12 protein-coding genes, 1 tRNA gene, 1 pseudogene and 1 riboswitch are annotated in these 15,241 nt (G+C 72.5%); of the genes and pseudogenes, 9 read left to right on the top strand and 5 right to left on the bottom strand.

The genetic code is table 11. The features are described 5' to 3' along the window. Window positions 1-342 precede the first annotated feature (342 nt). The 4 genes from AB0412_RS31370 (at window position 343) to AB0412_RS31385 (ending at window position 5,390) form a co-directional block, all read left to right on the top strand. Window positions 343-1,767, top strand: coding sequence for an MFS transporter (locus AB0412_RS31370; RefSeq protein WP_366405988.1), 1,425 nt, complete (start codon window positions 343-345; stop codon window positions 1,765-1,767). 149 nt (window positions 1,768-1,916) lie between these two features. After that, complete coding sequence (lhgO, locus tag AB0412_RS31375; protein WP_366406056.1) at window positions 1,917-3,122, top strand: L-2-hydroxyglutarate oxidase; 1,206 nt, start codon at window positions 1,917-1,919, stop codon at window positions 3,120-3,122. A 56-nt stretch (window positions 3,123-3,178) separates the two neighbouring features. After that, complete coding sequence (gene trmB, locus AB0412_RS31380; RefSeq protein WP_366405989.1) at window positions 3,179-4,033, top strand: tRNA (guanosine(46)-N7)-methyltransferase TrmB; 855 nt, start codon at window positions 3,179-3,181, stop codon at window positions 4,031-4,033. Between the two features lie 52 nt (window positions 4,034-4,085). Then, a complete protein-coding gene (locus tag AB0412_RS31385) occupies window positions 4,086-5,390 on the top strand; it encodes a PrsW family intramembrane metalloprotease (RefSeq protein WP_366405990.1) in 1,305 nt (434 codons plus the stop codon). 120 nt (window positions 5,391-5,510) lie between these two features. Here AB0412_RS31385 and AB0412_RS31390 read toward each other — a convergent pair whose 3' ends face one another. From AB0412_RS31390 to AB0412_RS31400, 3 genes are all read right to left on the bottom strand, one after another. After that, window positions 5,511-6,530: a M23 family metallopeptidase gene (locus AB0412_RS31390; protein WP_366405991.1), complete on the bottom strand. Its 1,020-nt coding sequence runs from the start codon at window positions 6,528-6,530 to the stop codon at window positions 5,511-5,513. A 12-nt stretch (window positions 6,531-6,542) separates the two neighbouring features. Then, window positions 6,543-6,699: riboswitch (cyclic di-AMP (ydaO/yuaA leader) on the bottom strand. Window positions 6,700-6,995: 296 nt separating this feature from the next. Then, window positions 6,996-7,069 (bottom strand) — tRNA-Met (locus AB0412_RS31395). Window positions 7,070-7,105: 36 nt separating this feature from the next. Next, complete coding sequence (locus tag AB0412_RS31400) at window positions 7,106-8,233, bottom strand: dihydrofolate reductase family protein (protein ID WP_366405992.1); 1,128 nt, start codon at window positions 8,231-8,233, stop codon at window positions 7,106-7,108. A 320-nt stretch (window positions 8,234-8,553) separates the two neighbouring features. Between AB0412_RS31400 and AB0412_RS31405 the strand changes: the two genes are divergently transcribed. After that, window positions 8,554-9,831, top strand: coding sequence for a cation:proton antiporter (locus AB0412_RS31405; protein ID WP_366405993.1), 1,278 nt, complete (start codon window positions 8,554-8,556; stop codon window positions 9,829-9,831). 87 nt (window positions 9,832-9,918) lie between these two features. Here the strand turns inward: AB0412_RS31405 and AB0412_RS31410 are convergent, their stop codons facing one another. Together AB0412_RS31410 and AB0412_RS31415 are read right to left on the bottom strand one after the other, a co-directional pair. Then, on the bottom strand, window positions 9,919-10,578 hold the full coding sequence (locus AB0412_RS31410; protein ID WP_366405994.1) for a response regulator transcription factor: 660 nt from the start codon (window positions 10,576-10,578) through the stop codon (window positions 9,919-9,921). Window positions 10,579-10,609: 31 nt separating this feature from the next. Then, complete coding sequence (locus AB0412_RS31415; RefSeq protein ID WP_366405995.1) at window positions 10,610-11,707, bottom strand: HAMP domain-containing sensor histidine kinase; 1,098 nt, start codon at window positions 11,705-11,707, stop codon at window positions 10,610-10,612. Window positions 11,708-12,138: 431 nt separating this feature from the next. On the opposite strand from AB0412_RS31415, the gene AB0412_RS31420 reads away from it, so the two are divergent. The 4 genes and pseudogenes from AB0412_RS31420 to AB0412_RS31435 all read left to right on the top strand — a co-directional run. Further along, window positions 12,139-12,393 carry a DUF3040 domain-containing protein gene (locus tag AB0412_RS31420; RefSeq protein ID WP_366405996.1) on the top strand — a complete coding sequence of 85 codons (255 nt, stop codon included), beginning with the start codon at window positions 12,139-12,141 and terminating at the stop codon, window positions 12,391-12,393. Between the two features lie 518 nt (window positions 12,394-12,911). Further along, window positions 12,912-14,198 carry a cation:proton antiporter gene (locus tag AB0412_RS31425; protein ID WP_366405997.1) on the top strand — a complete coding sequence of 429 codons (1,287 nt, stop codon included), beginning with the start codon at window positions 12,912-12,914 and terminating at the stop codon, window positions 14,196-14,198. Window positions 14,199-14,364: 166 nt separating this feature from the next. Beyond that, window positions 14,365-14,808 (top strand): hypothetical protein, encoded by a 444-nt coding sequence (locus AB0412_RS31430; protein ID WP_366405998.1) that lies wholly within the window; start codon window positions 14,365-14,367, stop codon window positions 14,806-14,808. A gap of 201 nt (window positions 14,809-15,009) precedes the next feature. Next, a pseudogene (locus tag AB0412_RS31435) lies at window positions 15,010-15,231 on the top strand (hypothetical protein); the annotation flags it as partial. Window positions 15,232-15,241 lie beyond the last annotated feature (10 nt).

The raw sequence follows: 15,241 nt of genomic DNA on the forward strand, positions 1-15,241 counted from the left end.
GCAGTCCGGGAGACGCGGTACGTCTCCCGGACCGTTCCGCCGCCCGCGGGGATGAAGGCGGCGGTGTCCCCCAGCCCGCTGGATCCAGTACAGCGGGCCGACCCACGCACGGACCATGGAACCGCTCCCGAGATGGCCGGAGAAGAGCGCACACACAGGCGCACGGCCACACGCCCGGAGCACGCCGCAACTGCGCGTATCGGGCCCGTACTTCAGTACGGACCACAATCCCGCCATCCGGAAGAATGCCCCTTAACGCTTGGGATGCGGCGAACTACGCTGGGTTTACGAATGCCGCATGGTTATGCCAGCGCGGCAGCCGTCTGTGTCGAGGGGTGGCGCATGTCCAGGGAGCAACGCGGGCCGAACGAAAAACTCGGCGCCGTTCTCGCCCTCGCGGGAATCTCCAACGCAGGCCTCGCGCGGCGCGTCAACGACCTTGGCGCACAGCGGGGACTGACACTTCGCTACGACAAGACGTCGGTGGCGCGCTGGGTGTCGAAGGGAATGGTGCCGCAGGGCGCGGCGCCGCACCTGATCGCCGCCGCCATCGCCCAGAAGCTGGGCCGCCCCGTCCCGCTCCATGAGATCGGACTGGCGGACGCGGATCCCGCACCCGAGGTGGGCCTCGCCTTCCCCCGGGACGTCGGACAGGCGGTGAAGTCCGCGACGGACCTGTACCGGCTGGACCTCGCCGGCCGCCGCGCGGGCTCCGGCGGCATCTGGCAGTCGCTCGCCGGATCCTTCGCGGTGAGTGCGTACGCAACGCCCGCATCCCGGTGGCTGATAACCCCGGCCGACAGCTCGGTGGCGCGGGAGGCGAGCCCGTCCGAGGGCACCGGCGCACCGATCAAAGTCGGCCACAGCGATGTGCAGAAGCTGCGGGAGGCCGCCGAGGACGCCCGGCGCTGGGACTCCAAGTACGGCGGCGGTGACTGGCGTTCGTCCATGGTGCCCGAGTGTTTACGTGTCGAGGCGGCACCGCTGCTGCTCGGCTCCTACTCCGATGACGTGGGCCGCGCCCTGTTCGGCGCTGCCGCCGAACTGACGCGGCTGGCCGGGTGGATGGCCTTCGACACGGGGCAGCAGGAGGCGGCCCAGCGGTACTACATCCAGGCGCTGCGCCTGGCGCGTGCGGCGGCGGACGTCCCGCTCGGGGGGTACGTGCTGGCGTCGATGTCGCTCCAGGCGACGTACCGCGGATTCGGTGACGAGGGCGTCGACCTCGCGCAGGCCGCGCTGGAACGCAACCGGGGGCTGGCCACGGCCCGCACGATGAGCTTCTTCCGGCTCGTCGAGGCACGCGCGCACGCACGCGCGGGTGACGCGCAGGCGGCCGGCGCGGCGCTGAAGGCGGCGGAGGGGTGGCTGGAGCGGTCCCGTCCCGGGGACAGCGATCCGTCGTGGCTCGGCTTCTACTCCTACGACCGTTTCGCCGCGGACGCGGCGGAGTGCTACCGGGATCTGAAGGCGCCGCGGCAGGTGCGCAGGTTCACCGAGCAGGCGCTGTCGAAGCCGACGGAGGAGTTCGTGCGGTCGCACGGGCTGCGGCTCGTCGTCTCGGCGGTGGCCGAGCTGGAGTCGGGGAATCTGGACGCGGCGTGTGAGCAGGGGGTCCGGGCGGTGGAGGTGGCCGGGCGGATCTCTTCCGCGCGGACGACCGAGTACGTGAAGGATCTTCTGCATCGGCTGGAGCCGTACGGTGATGAGCCGCGGGTGGTGGAGCTGCGGGAGAGGGCTCGGCCGTTGTTGATGGCGCCCGCATGAGTTCCTAGTCGTCTGCCGGGTCGTGTCGTCTCGAGGCCGCGGGATCGTGGTGGCTTGGCGCGCAGTTCCCCGCGCCCCTGAGCGGAGCTGCCGTGCCCGGCGTTTGAAGGCGTTGTCAGTGGTGCAGTGCACTATCGGTGTCGGAGGTGGTGCACGTGGTGGCGTACGACTGTGATGTGCTCGTGGTCGGTGGGGGGATCGTCGGGCTGTCCACCGCCTACGCGATCACCCGCGCCTCACCGGGGACACGGGTGACCGTGCTCGAGAAGGAGGACGGTCCCGCCCGGCACCAGACAGGGCGGAACAGCGGGGTCATCCACAGCGGGATCTACTACCGGCCGGGATCGCTGAAGGCGCGCTACGCGGTGCGGGGTGCCGCGGAGATGGTCAAGTTCTGCACGGAGTACGACATCCCGCATGCCGTGACCGGCAAGCTGATCGTCGCCACCGAGCGGGACGAGCTGCCCCGGCTGCACGCGCTGGTGCAGCGCGGCCGGGAGAACGGGCTCACGGTGCGGGAGCTGGGCACCGCGCAGATGGCCGACCACGAGCCCGAGGTCACCGGGCTCGCCGCCATCCACGTGGGCACCACCGGCATCTGCGACTTCACGGCGGTCGCCCGGCGGCTCGCCGAGGCGTCCGGAGCGGAGATCCGGTACGGGGCCCGGGTGGTGCGGATCGACCGCCGGCCGGAGCGGGGCGTGGCGGTCCTGACCGCCTCCGGTGATGTCGTACGCGGGCGGGCGCTGGTGAACTGCGCCGGGCTGTACTGCGACGAGATCGCCCGGCTCACCGGCGACGAGCCGGGGGTGCGGATCGTGCCGTTCCGCGGTGAGTACTACGAGCTGGCCCGCCCGGACCTGGTCCGGGGCCTGGTCTATCCGGTGCCCGACCCGGCGTTCCCGTTCCTCGGCGTGCATCTCACGCGCGGGATCGACGGGGGTGTGCACGTGGGCCCCAACGCGGTGCCTGCCCTGGCCCGTGAGGGCTACGACTGGCGCACCCTGCGCCCCCGTGAGCTGGCGGGGACCCTGGCCTGGCCGGGTGCGTGGCAGCTGGCCCGCCGGCACTGGCGGTACGGCACCGGTGAGCTGCATCGGTCGCTGTCGAAGAGCGCCTTCACACAGGCGGTGCGGCGGCTGCTGCCCGCGGTGACCGAGGAGGACCTCGTCCCCACGGCGGCCGGCGTGCGCGCGCAGGCCGTGCTGCGGGACGGCACCCTCGTGGACGACTTCCTGATCCAGGAGACGCCCCGGGCCGTCCATGTGCTGAACGCGCCCTCACCTGCGGCGACGGCCTCGCTGCCGATCGGCCGGGAGGTCGCCCGGCGGGCCCTGGCCGCGCTGGGGCGGTGAGCGTGGTCCACAGCACGGCCGGGGGCCGGCTGCTCCCCCGTAAAATCGACAGCACTGTGTCTGACTCCGTGAACACCCCCGAAGCGCCCCGGTCCGCCCCCGATCACCTCTCGCCGCACACCCCCGGGGTGTCGGTCCGCCGTACCCGGGCCAAGGGTGAGCCGCGCTTCCCGGACGGCCCCAAGGCCGATCCCGCCGGGTCGCACTTCGAGCGGCGGATCCGGAGTTTCCAGCCGCGCCGGAGCCGGGTGACCGCCGGGCAGGCGGACGCGTTGCAGCGGCTGTGGCCCCAGTGGGGCTTCGACATCGACGGCCGGCGGGTACTGGATCTGGCCGAGTTCTTCGGCAACCACAACCCGGTCGTCCTGGAGATCGGCTTCGGCATGGGCGAGGCCACCGCGCAGATGGCCGCCGCCGACCCGGCCACCAACATCCTCGCCGTGGACGTCCACACCCCCGGCCAGGGCAACCTGCTCAACCTCGCCGACCAGCTGGGCCTGAGCAACGTCCGCGTGGGCAACGGCGACGCGATCATCCTGCTGCGGGAGATGCTCGCCCCGGACAGCCTCGACGGGCTGCGCGTCTACTTCCCCGACCCCTGGCCGAAGAAGCGGCACCACAAGCGGCGGCTGATCCAGCCCGCGTTCCTGTCCCTGGCCGCGACCCGCCTCAGGCCGGGCGCCGTGGTGCACTGCGCCACCGACTGGGAGCCCTACGCCGAGCAGATGCTCGAGGTGCTGACCGCGCATCCCGCTTTCGAGAACACGCAGGTGGACGGCGGATTCGCACCGCGCCCCGAGTTCCGGCCGCTGACCCGTTTCGAGGGGCAGGGACTGGAGAAGGGTCATCTCGTGAACGACCTGCTTTTCCGTCGCGTACAGCACGAAGACCAGCCCCCCACCGGCGCCTGACCCGCAACTCGCGGTCCTGCGGGCGGCGCCCCTGCCTCGTTAGGGTCAATGCGTGGCCACCTCCCCGTATCCGACGCACGTCAGTCGTCCCGCCGGTGGCGCGGTGCGGCCCGTGCACTGGTGGCAGCGGACCTGGGTGCGCTACGGAGCACTGAGCGCGCTCCTCGCCCTGTCCGGGCTCGTCATCCTCGCCCTGGTCCGTGAGCAGACCGGCACCGAGGGCTTCCTCGTCGGGCTGGGCCTCGCGGTGCTGCCGGTGCCGCTGCTCATAGCCGCCTTCCGCTGGCTGGACCGGGTGGAGCCGGGCCCCTGGCGGAACCTGGTCTTCGCCTTCGCGTGGGGCGCCTGCGCGGCGGCGCTGATAGCGATCGTCGCCAACAGCTTCGCGACCAGATGGATAGCGACGGCGACCGCCGACCCGGCAGGGGCGGACACCCTGGGCGCGACCGTGATAGCGCCGGTCGTCGAGGAGTCCGCGAAGGCAGCGGCCGTGCTGCTGGTGTTCCTGTTCCGCAGACGGGACTTCACCGGGATCCTCGACGGGGTGGTGATAGCCGGGGTCACCGCGACCGGCTTCGCGTTCACCGAGAACATCCTCTATCTCGGCACGGCCTTCGGCACCGACCAGCTCACCGGCGGCAGCGGCATCGCGTCGGTCACCGCGGCGACGTTCTTCGTCCGCATCGTCATGTCCCCGTTCGCGCACCCCCTGTTCACGGTGCTCACCGGGATCGGGTTCGGCATCTCCGCGCTGGCGGCCGAGCGGCAGCGGGCGCGGCGGGTGCTGCTGCCGCTGTCCGGGCTGCTCCTCGCGATGGGGATGCACGCACTGTGGAACGGCTCGTCGACGCTGGGCGAGTACGGGTTCTTCGCGGTGTACGCGGCGTTCATGGTGCCAGCGTTCGGGGTGCTGACCTGGCTGGCGGTCTGGACGCGGCAGCGTGAGCTGCGGACCGTACGGGCGGAGCTGCCCGCCTACGTGATCGCCGGGTGGCTGACGCCAGTGGAGCCGTACGCGCTGGGGCTGATGAGGGCCCGGCGTATCGCCCGGCAGTACGCGCGGCGGCACGGCGGGAAGGCGGCGGCGCGGGCGGTCGCGGAGTACGAGGCGTACGCGACCTCGCTCGCGTTCCTGCGGTACCGGGGGCGGCTCGGACGGGCGCGGGAGGACTTCGTCGCTCGGGAGCGGGAGCTGCTGCAGGAGCTGTGGCACCGTCGCGCGGCGGCGCGGCCCGCCCTGGAGTACGCGGCCCGCGCGACGGCGCCACCGGTTCCGGTGGCGGTGCCGACATGGGCGGGCTACGGCTACGGCTATGGCTATGGCTATGGCTATGGCACCAATCCGTACCGCATGTGACCGAAGGCAGAACGCCGAACGCAGAACGCAGAACGCCGACCGGCAGCCCTGACGTCGGGGGGGGGCGTCGTCGGGACTGCCGGGGTTCGGGTGGCGGTGCGCTTCAGGCGGCCGTGCGGCTCAGGGGGTGAGGCCCTTGCTGCGCAGCCAGGCCAGCGGGTCGATGCCCGAGGAGGAGCCGTCGGGGTGGACCTCCAGGTGGAGGTGGGCGCCGGTGGAGTTGCCGGTGGAGCCGACGCGGCCGATCACATCACCGGTGTTGACCTTCTGGCCGACGCTGACGCTGATCGAGGACTGGTGGGCGTACCAGATCTCGGTGCCGTCCTCGAGGGTGAGCACCGTCTTGTAGCCGTAGGAGCCGTCCCAGCCTGCGGAGGTGATCGTGCCGGTGTGGACGGCCTTGATCAGCGTGCCCGTGGGGGCGGCGAAGTCGAGGCCGGTGTGCTGACCGGAGGACCAGTAGGCGCCGGCCTGACCGAAGGTCGAGGTGATGGTGTACGAGGAGGTCGGCAGCGCGTACTGCTTGGCCAGCTCGGCGAGACGCTCGGCCTCGGCCTTCTTCCTGGCCTCCTCCTCCGCCTTCTTCTTGGCGGCCTCGGCCTTCTCCTTGGCCTCCCGCTCCGCCTTGGCGGCGGCCTCGGCGGCCTCCTTCTCGGCGGCGGCGACGGCCTCGGCCGCGGCCTTGCTCGCGGCCTGGTCCTGCTGCTGCTCGACCTGCGCCATGATCCGGGCGCGCAGGGCCTCACCGGCGTCGGCGGCGCCCTGCTCGGTGTCGGCGCTCGTGACGCCGACGTTGCTGAGCGGGGTGGCGGAACCCTTCGGGGTTTCCTCGTCGGAGATGAGGGAACCCACGTTGGGGAGGTCGGGCATGGAGATGGAGACCGGCGGCTTGCCGGTCTGGGCGCTGGCCATACCGCCGGCGCCGACGGCGGCTATGACACCGACGCCGAGAACGGTGGAGCTGCGGGCGAGTCCCCCGCCGCGCTGCTTGGTGACGCGATGCCGGCCGCGGACCGGGCGGATGGACTCCTCGGTGGGGTTCCACTCCTCGAAGGGGCCCTCGTCGGTGCGGGTGCCGCCGTAGGCGAACGTGTCGCTCGGGGTGAACGGGGCCTCGGGGGCAGGCCGGTTGGACGCCACGTGGGCGTACTCCTTTCCTTCCGTCTCCGCCTACCGGGTTAGCTGACGGGTTCGGAGCAGGAAGGTCTCCTACGCGCGTATACGAGCCGTGTCTCCACGGCGGCATACGCCCGATTCACCCCAAGTGATGGTTCCCCGGTTCCCTTACGGGATTCGGCGCGTGCGCACGGAGCCGACTTCTGTGACGGCTGGGACGACCGCGCTGCGTTATCGAACGTTAATAGACGCGGGGCTCGGATTCCAAGCCGTTCCTCTTGATCGTTAACGATTTTCGCGCGGACTTAAGTGTCATCGGCGGTCGAAAACGGGCGAGTTGACCTCGCATCATGGAGGCCGATGTTTCTGATGGTGTGTCAGTTGTTATGCGCTGCGAGGCGGAGTGATTACGCGGGGTGACAGGCAGGGGGAGAACACGGAAAAACACCGAGGGCCGGAATCTCATGGATTCCGGCCCTCGGCCTTCAGTAGCGGGGACAGGATTTGAACCTGCGACCTCTGGGTTATGAGCCCAGCGAGCTACCGAGCTGCTCCACCCCGCGTCGGTAAACACCAGTGTACGCCATCCGCGCGGCAGGTCAGAACAGGTGGCTGTTCGGGGCCTTCGCGCGGTCCTCGTGCTCGGGCAGGACGAGCACCGTGGCGCCGCCGTCGCTGAGTACGGCGCTGCCGTCGGCGCCCGGCACGAACGTGTCCGGCTCGCGCCAGGCCGTGACCACCCGGCGGACCCCGGCGTCCAGGATCAGCCGGGCGCAGGGCGCGGGCCGGGACGCCCGGCGGGCGCAGGGTTCCAGGCTGGAGTAGACGGTCGCGGTCGCCAGCCGGGGATCCGTGGGGTCGACCTTGGCCAGCGCGGCCTCCTCCGCGTGCACCACGGGGTCGGTGCCCTCCCGGGACCAGCCGCGGGCCAGCTCCGTACCGTCGGCCGCGACGATCACCGCGCCCACGCTGAACGCCGTCTGTGAGGGCGGGCACTGTGCCGCCAGCTCGCAGGCGAGGGACAGCCAGTGGTGGTCGGCGGCGGTGGGCAGCTCGCCGGTGCCGGGTGCGGTGGGCTCGTAGCGCATGAGGACGACGTCGCCGATCCTGCGGGTGTCGCGCAGCCGCAGGCGTCCGCCCTGGTAGGAGCCGGGGCCGAAGAGGCGGGGGGCGTCCGGGTCGCCGACGAGGAGCGGGGCGAGCACCAGCTGGAGTTCGTCGGCGAGCCCCTGGGTGAGGAGCTGGGTGTGGATCACACCGCCCCCTTCGACCATCAGGCGCCGCACACCGCGCACGTCGTGCAGGTGGGTGAGGAGACGGCGCCAGTCGAGCTCCGTGCCGAGCGGGACGACGTCGGTGGCGAGGCCCTGGGCGCGGGCTCGCTCGGCGCCCTTGTCCGTGGTGTAGAGGATCTTGTCGCCGCCCGTGTGCCAGAAGGCGGCCGCCGGGTCCAGGTCGCCCGAACCGCTGACGGTGACCTTGAGCGGGTATTCCGGCAGGCCACGGGCGCGGCGGGCGGCGCGGCGCCCGGGCGAGTTGACCAGCAGCCGGGGGTTGTCGGCGCGGATGGTGCCGGCGCCGACCAGGATCGCGTCCACCGAGGCCCGCACCTCGTCGACCCGGTCGAAGTCGGCCGGGCTGGACAGCAGCAGCCGCTCGGGGCCGGTGTCGTCCAGGTAGCCGTCCAGGGAGACGGCGGCGGACAGCAGGACGTACGGGTGGGGCATCGACGCGCTCCTGGCGTGGGCGGGAGGGACGGGCAGGGGGCTGCTCGGGTCAAGTCTGACAAGGGGGCGTGGGTGTCGTCCGCCGGGCGGTTTGGGTGGCGGCACGGATGGCCGCGGAGGCGGTCGGGATGTGAGCGTGGAGCGGTGCCCGGCGTCGCCGGTGACGCGAGACGACGCCCGGCCGCACCTCGTACGCCCGTACATCCCGTACGCCCGTACATCCCGTACGCCCGCACCTCTGTACGTAAGGAGAAGCCCTATCCACTCGGGTCTGCCGATGAGATCTCGCCCCGCTCCCGTGCTGTGGAAGGTGGTGACCCGTGGGACATGCTGACACCCTGCTCGCCATGGGCGGCGCCTTCCTCGCCGCCGCGTTCCTCGCCCGCCTCGGCGGCCGGATCGGTCTGCCGACGATCCCCCTGTTCATGCTGGCCGGCATCCTGCTCGGCCCGCACACCCCCGGCCTGGTCCTGGTCGCGGACCCGCACGACTTCGAGATGCTCTCCGCGCTCGGTCTCGTGCTGCTCCTGTTCTATCTGGGCCTGGAGTTCCACCTCGACGATCTGAGAAGCGGCGGCCGGCGGCTGCTGAGCGCCGGTGGCATCTATCTGCTGCTGAACGTCGGCGCCGGGCTGGGCTTCGGCTTCGCCCTCGGCTGGGGCGCCCGGGAGGCGCTGGTGCTCGCCGGAGTGCTCGGCATCTCCTCGTCCGCGATCGTCACGAAGATCCTCATCGACCTGGGCCGCATCGGCCGCCCGGAGACGCGTCTCATCCTCGGTGTCATCGTCGTGGAGGACATCTTCCTGGCGCTGTATCTGGCCGCGCTCCAGCCGATCATCGGCGGCGCCGAGGGTGCCGGGGAGATGCTGCTCCAGGCGTCCAAGGCGTTCGGCTTCTTGCTCGTGCTGGCCGCCGCGGCGCGCTATGGGACCCGGCTGGTCGGCCGGCTGATCGCCGTCCGCGACAACGAACTGCTGGTCATCAGCTTCCTCGGGGCGGCCGTCCTGGTCGCCGGGGTGTCCGAGGTGCTCGGGGTCGCCGATGCCATCGGGGCCTTCATGGTCGGTCTGATCCTGGCCGGCACGCCGTCCGGGCCCCGCATCCGCACGCTGGTGCATCCGCTGCGGGACGCCTTCGCCGCGATCTTCTTCTTCGCCTTCGGGCTGGCCATCGACCCCGGGGACCTCGCCTCCGTCGCCGGTCCGGTCTCCGCCGCGGCGGCAGTGACCGTCGTGATGAACCTGGTCGCGGGGCTGCTCGTGGCCCGGCTTTACCGCTACGGCGTCGACACGGCCGCCGACATCGCCACCACTCTGGTGGCCCGCGGCGAGTTCGCGCTGATCCTGGCCGCCATGGCCGCCGGCGCGGGCCTGGACGACCGGCTCGCGCCGTTCATCGCGGGGTACGTGCTCGTCCTCGCCGTGCTCGGTCCGGTGGTCGCGGGGCGGGCGGACGTGCTGGCCCGGTGCCTGCGGATGGCGGGCGGGCGGCTGCCGCGGCGGAAGCCCGCGCGGGAAGCCGTACGCGACTCGTGCCCCGAGGCGGCTCGCGACCGCGACCGGGAGCCGGTGCCTGCGCGGGCCGACGTGGACCGGTAGCCGACTTGGACCAGTAGCCGACGCGGCTGGCGGCCGCACCACCGTGTCCACCGCAACCCTCGAGCCCTGACCGGCGCGCGCCGTCGGTCAGGGCTCGATCAGTCCCACCCGGATCGCGTACCGGGTGAGTTCCAGGCGGTCCTTCAGGCCGAGCTTGGCCAGCAGATTGGCGCGGTGGCGCTCGACCGTCTTGGGACTGATCACGAGAAGGCCGGCGATCTGCTGCGAGGTGTGGCCCTCGGCGACGAGCTTGAGGATCTCCTCCTCGCGGTCGGTGATGGCCTTGGCGGGCAGGGTCCGGCCCTCCCGGGCGCGTTCGAGGTAGTCCCGGATCAGGGCGTTGACGGCGCCCGGGTAGAGGAACGGCTCGCCACGCATGGTGGCGTGGCAGGCCTCGACGAGGTCGCGGTCGGCGACGGACTTGAGGACGTAACCGGAGGCGCCGGCGCCCAGGGCCTCGAAGAAGAACTGCTCGTTGTCGTACATGGTGAGGATGAGGATCCGGGTGTCCGGCAGGCTCCGGGAGAGCTCGCGGGCCGCTTGGAGGCCGGTCAGGCGGGGCATGGCGATGTCGAGGACGGCCAGGTCGGGCCGGTGGGCGCGGGCCTGTTCGAGGGCCTCGGCACCGTCGTCCGCCTCGGCCACGACCGTCAGGTCGGGTTCGCCGTCGAGGATCAGCCGGACACCTCGGCGAACCAGCGCGTGATCGTCGGCGAGGAGGATGCGGGTGGGGGCCGGGTGCGTCATGTGCGGCGTCGTTTCCGGTCGGGGTCGTGGGTCACGGGGGCGGATCGGTGGGTACGGCCCGTCGGCCGACGCGGGGGCCGGGGGCGGAGCCGGGCGACGCGACCGGCCGGCCGGTAGGAGAGCCGGGCGCGGAGGCGGAGCCCGGAGCAGGGGCGGGTCCGGGGACGGGGACGGTCAGGCGCACTTCGGTGCCGGAGCCGGAGCCGCCGTGTGTGCCAGGAGCGTGGGCGGCGGGCGCGGGCGGGCCCACGGTGAGGTCCGCGCCGATGAGCAGGGCGCGTTCGCGCATTCCGCGGATGCCCGCGCCCTCGGTGGCGTCGCCCATGCCGCGGCCGTCGTCGCGGACGCGGAGCTCGACCCCGGCGCGGGTGCGGCGGAGGGTGATCTCGGCGCGGCCGGCGTCCGCGTGCCGGGCGGTGTTGGTGAGCCCTTCCTGCGCGACCCGGTACAGCACCAGCTCGGTCTCCCGGCCCAGCTCGGGCAGGTCGGCGTCGAGCCGGTGCTGGACGGTCAGGCCGTAGCCGCCGAACTCGGTGGCGAGCGCCTTCAGCGCGCTGGCCAGCCCCAGCTCGTCGAGGACACCCGGGCGCAGCCGACGGGCGATGCGGCGGATCTCGTCCAGGCTGCCCCGGGTGGTCTCCTGCACCAGGCGCAGTTCCTCGCGCAGTTCGGGCGGGACGTGGTCGGCGGTCCGTTTGAGCTGGAGCAGGACGGCGGTGAGGCTCTGGCCGACCTCGTCGTGCAACTCCCGGGCGATCCGCCGGCGCTCGCCCTCCTGCGCGGACAGCGCGCGGGCACTGCTCGTGGCCCGCTCGTCCTCGAGCCGGTCGAGCATCGTGTTGAACGTGCTGATCAGCTCGGCGATCTCCCCCCGGCCGCCGACGGCGGGCCGCTGCCCCGGGCGGAGCAGGTCGGTGGTGGTCATGGCGCGGGTGAGGCGTTGCAGCGGGGCGAGGCCGACGCGCAGCAGCAGCGCGTTGGCGACGAGCATGGCGGCCAGTCCCACGGTGAGCACCGCGGCCTCGGTGAGCAGGACCGGCGTGGAGACGGTGACCGGGCCGAGCAGCAGGGCGGTGGCCGTGATCAGCACGACGGCGTTCAGCAGGAAGATCCGCCAGAACAGGGGCACCCCGTACCGCCTCCTCGCCGTGCGTCGTGCGCAGCGGCTCCCGGTGCGGCGGGAGCCGTGGACGGCCCGTGTCCGGGGGCGCGGCACGGGCCGTCATGACCAGCGTGTGCGCTGCCGGGGCCGGGCGCCATCCGTGCCGGCACCCATTTCCGTGTCGGTGACCGGTGCCTGCGGTCGTACCCCTGGGGCTCGGATCCGGGGGACATGGGTGCCGGACCCGATGGCGGGCGCCGTGCGGGACGGAGGAGTCTGGAGTCCGGAGGCGGCCGGCCTCGTCGGGGCCGGCGCACCGCGAGCGGGAGTGGGGGGCGGCCGAGGGCGTCGCCGTGCTGCCGTACGGGCAAACTCCCCTTGAGCCGACCCGAGTTCAGCGGCTCGGCCGTCCACGCCTCACTGCCCTCGCTGCCACCACCGGCCGGGAAGGAGGAGCCGTGCCCCAGTCCGACGACGAGCGTCTCGTCGATCTCGCGGCCCGACTCGAGCGGGAGGACCCCCGTTTCGCCCGCGCGCTGTCCCGCGGGCGCCCGGCCCGGCCGCGCGAGTACCGGCGCACCTGCGCCTGGTGGGTCCTGGGCATCGGAATCGCCCTGCTGATCACCGGGGTCGCCCTGGCCGACGGACTGCTCATCGCGTCGGGCCTGGTGCTCAGCGGCATCGCCGTCCAGCTCTTCGAGCCCGCCCGCTGACGAGGCGTCATCACGGCCGATTACGCACGGTATGTGAACTTCCTTTCGATTCACTCCCTTTGCGCTGCGCTAGAATCCTTATCGAGCGCTTACGCTCCGTTGCATGATGTTCCGCTCGTCGTCGAGCGTTGAGCACTGATGACCGGTTGGCCGATACGCGAGGGGGGCGTGACATGGGTCGAGTGATCCGCGTACGTGTCGAGAACGCCGCCCGTGACGGTGTCCCCGATACCGGTGGCACCCACCGCCGTACGCACGGCTGACGCCCTTTCCCGACGCCGAACCGGCTCGGGTCCCTGAACAGGGCCGCCGTACACCGCCTACGACGTCGGCACCCGGCCCCTTCTCGCTCTCACTCTCCACCTTCTCGTTCTCCTTCTCCCCTCACCGGAACGGCTGCCCCGCGTCCGCGACGCGTCCGGCACCCGCACCGGCCGGCACCCGCACCCGGCCCCCGGAATCAGCACCCGCCCAGGCACAGACGCCGCCACCGCACGAACCACGGAGGTCAGACGCCCGTGCACAACACCACCGCCATGCTCATCGAACTCGGCGCCGTGATCCTCGTCCTCGGACTGCTGGGCCGTCTCGCCGGACGGGTGGGCTTCTCACCGATCCCCCTCTACCTGCTCGCCGGGCTCGCCTTCGGCCACGGCGGCATCCTGCCCCTGGGCGCCAGCGAGGAGTTCATCGCCACCGGCGCCGAGATCGGCGTGATCCTGCTGCTGCTCATGCTCGGCCTCGAGTACAGCGCCTCGGAACTGGTCACCACCCTCAAGACCCAATACCCCTCGGGCGCCGTCGACTTCGTCCTCAACGCAGCGCCCGGCGCCGTCGCCGCGCTGCTCCTCGGCTGGGGGCCGGTGGCCGCCGTCGCGCTCGCCGGAGTCACCTGGATCTCCTCCTCCGGCGTCATCGCCAAGGTCCTCGGCGACCTCGGCCGGCTCGGCAACCGGGAGACCCCGGTGGTCCTCGGGGTGCTGGTCATGGAGGACCTCGCCATGGCCGTCTACCTGCCGATCCTCACGGCCCTGCTGGCCGGGGTGAGCCTCGCGGGCGGCAGCCTGACCCTGCTGATCTCCCTGGGCACCGTCGGCGCCGTCCTCTACGTCGCCCTGCGTCACGGGCGCCTGGTGAGCCGCGCGGTGTCGTCGGACAGCGCGGAGATGCTGCTGCTGGTGGTGCTGGGGCTGACGCTGCTGGTCGCGGGCGTCGCCCAGCACTTGCAGGTGTCGGCGGCGGTGGGCGCGTTCCTGGTCGGCATCGCGCTCTCGGAGGAGGTCGCCGAGGGGGCACACGGGCTGCTGGCCCCGCTGCGGGATCTCTTCGCGGCCGTGTTCTTCGTCTTCTTCGGCCTGCACACCGACCCGGCGAACATCCCGCCGGTTCTCCTCCCGGCGCTCGCCCTCGCCGTCGTCACCATGGGCACGAAGATCGCCACCGGCTACTGGGCCGCCCGCCGCGCGGGCCTGCCGGCGAAGGGCCGCTGGCGGGCCGGGGGGACGCTGGTGGCGCGCGGCGAGTTCTCGATCGTCATCGCCGGGCTCGCGGTCGGCACGGAACCGCGCATCGGCCCGCTGGCCACGGCGTACGTCCTGATCCTGGTCGTCCTCGGCCCGCCGGCCGCCCGCTGGACGGAACCGCTGGCCCGCCGCGTGACCCGCCGCAGCGGAGGCGGACCGCGCGGCACCGCCGAGCCCGCGGAGCCCGTCGCACCCGTCGAGCGAGCCGGATCCGCCGAGCCGGCCGGGCTCGCCGCCGCCCAGCCGCTGGACCACGCGGAGCCGGCCGCGACGAGCGGATGAAGGGCGCTCGCCGGTGAACGGCGCCTGGTCTCCAGCCGTATCGGCTGTCCGGCTGTCCGGCCGGGTGCGGCTGTCCGGATCGTCGGTGGTCAGGCATCGCGGAGGTGGGAAAATCGAAGCCGCTCGGGACTCGCGTCCGGGGAGGGACCGGAAGGGGAGCGTCAGCATGATCGAGTGGGTGAACCTCGGCACCGGGCCGAGGCCGGTTCCCCAGCCGGCCGCCACCCCGCTGGTGTGGGCCGGAGCATTCGGCGGTGCGCTCACGCTGGTGGTGCTGATCAACACGATGGTCGGCCCGGACCGACCCGGTCTCGCGCTCACCGCCCTGTCGCTGCTCGCCGCCGCGCTCGGCGTGTGGGCCCGGTTCACCGCGGCCCCGGGTATTGCCGTCCTGTGCTGGCTGTTCCTCAACGGCTTCGCCATCCCGCCCGCGGGCGTCCTCACCTGGGCCGGACCCCGTGACACCTTCTGGCTCGGCTGTCTGCTCACCGCCGCCCTCGTCGGCACGGCCGTCTCCCGACTGGTCCACGCCCGCGCGGCCTACCACCGCCTCACGACGGGCACGGACCCGGACGACGGCCGGCCCGGCCAGGCGGGCCTGCCCCGCTGACCTGTTCCGCTCCCTGACGTCCCCTCACCCGTCCGGCGTACCCCTTGTGGCCGGTGAGGCCGTCCCGGCCGAAGGTCGAAGGGCCCGGCGGTCGGTGTCCGATGCCGCCCGCCCCAGAAACGGGGTGCGTTCCATGACCGCACAACCTCACTCCGGCCCCCCGAGGGCGGTTACGGACCGGCCCCCGCCGGCCGCGTCGACTGGGCCGCCGGCGGTGTCACCTTCGCCGGCGTCCTGTTGCTGCTCAGCGGCATCCTGGCGGTCTTCCAGGGCATCGCCGCGATCGCCGAGGACGACGTGTACGCCCGGATCGGCGACTACGTCTACGAGATCAGCCTCACCGGCTGGGGCTGGATCCACCTGGTCATCGGCGTCATCGCGGCGATCGCCGGCTGGGGCATCCTGTCCCGCCAGGAGTGGGCGACACCGGCAG

The sequence above is a fragment of the Streptomyces sp. NPDC052012 genome, assembly GCF_040689265.1.
In the GTDB taxonomy this organism is placed as follows: Bacteria; Actinomycetota; Actinomycetes; order Streptomycetales; family Streptomycetaceae; genus Streptomyces.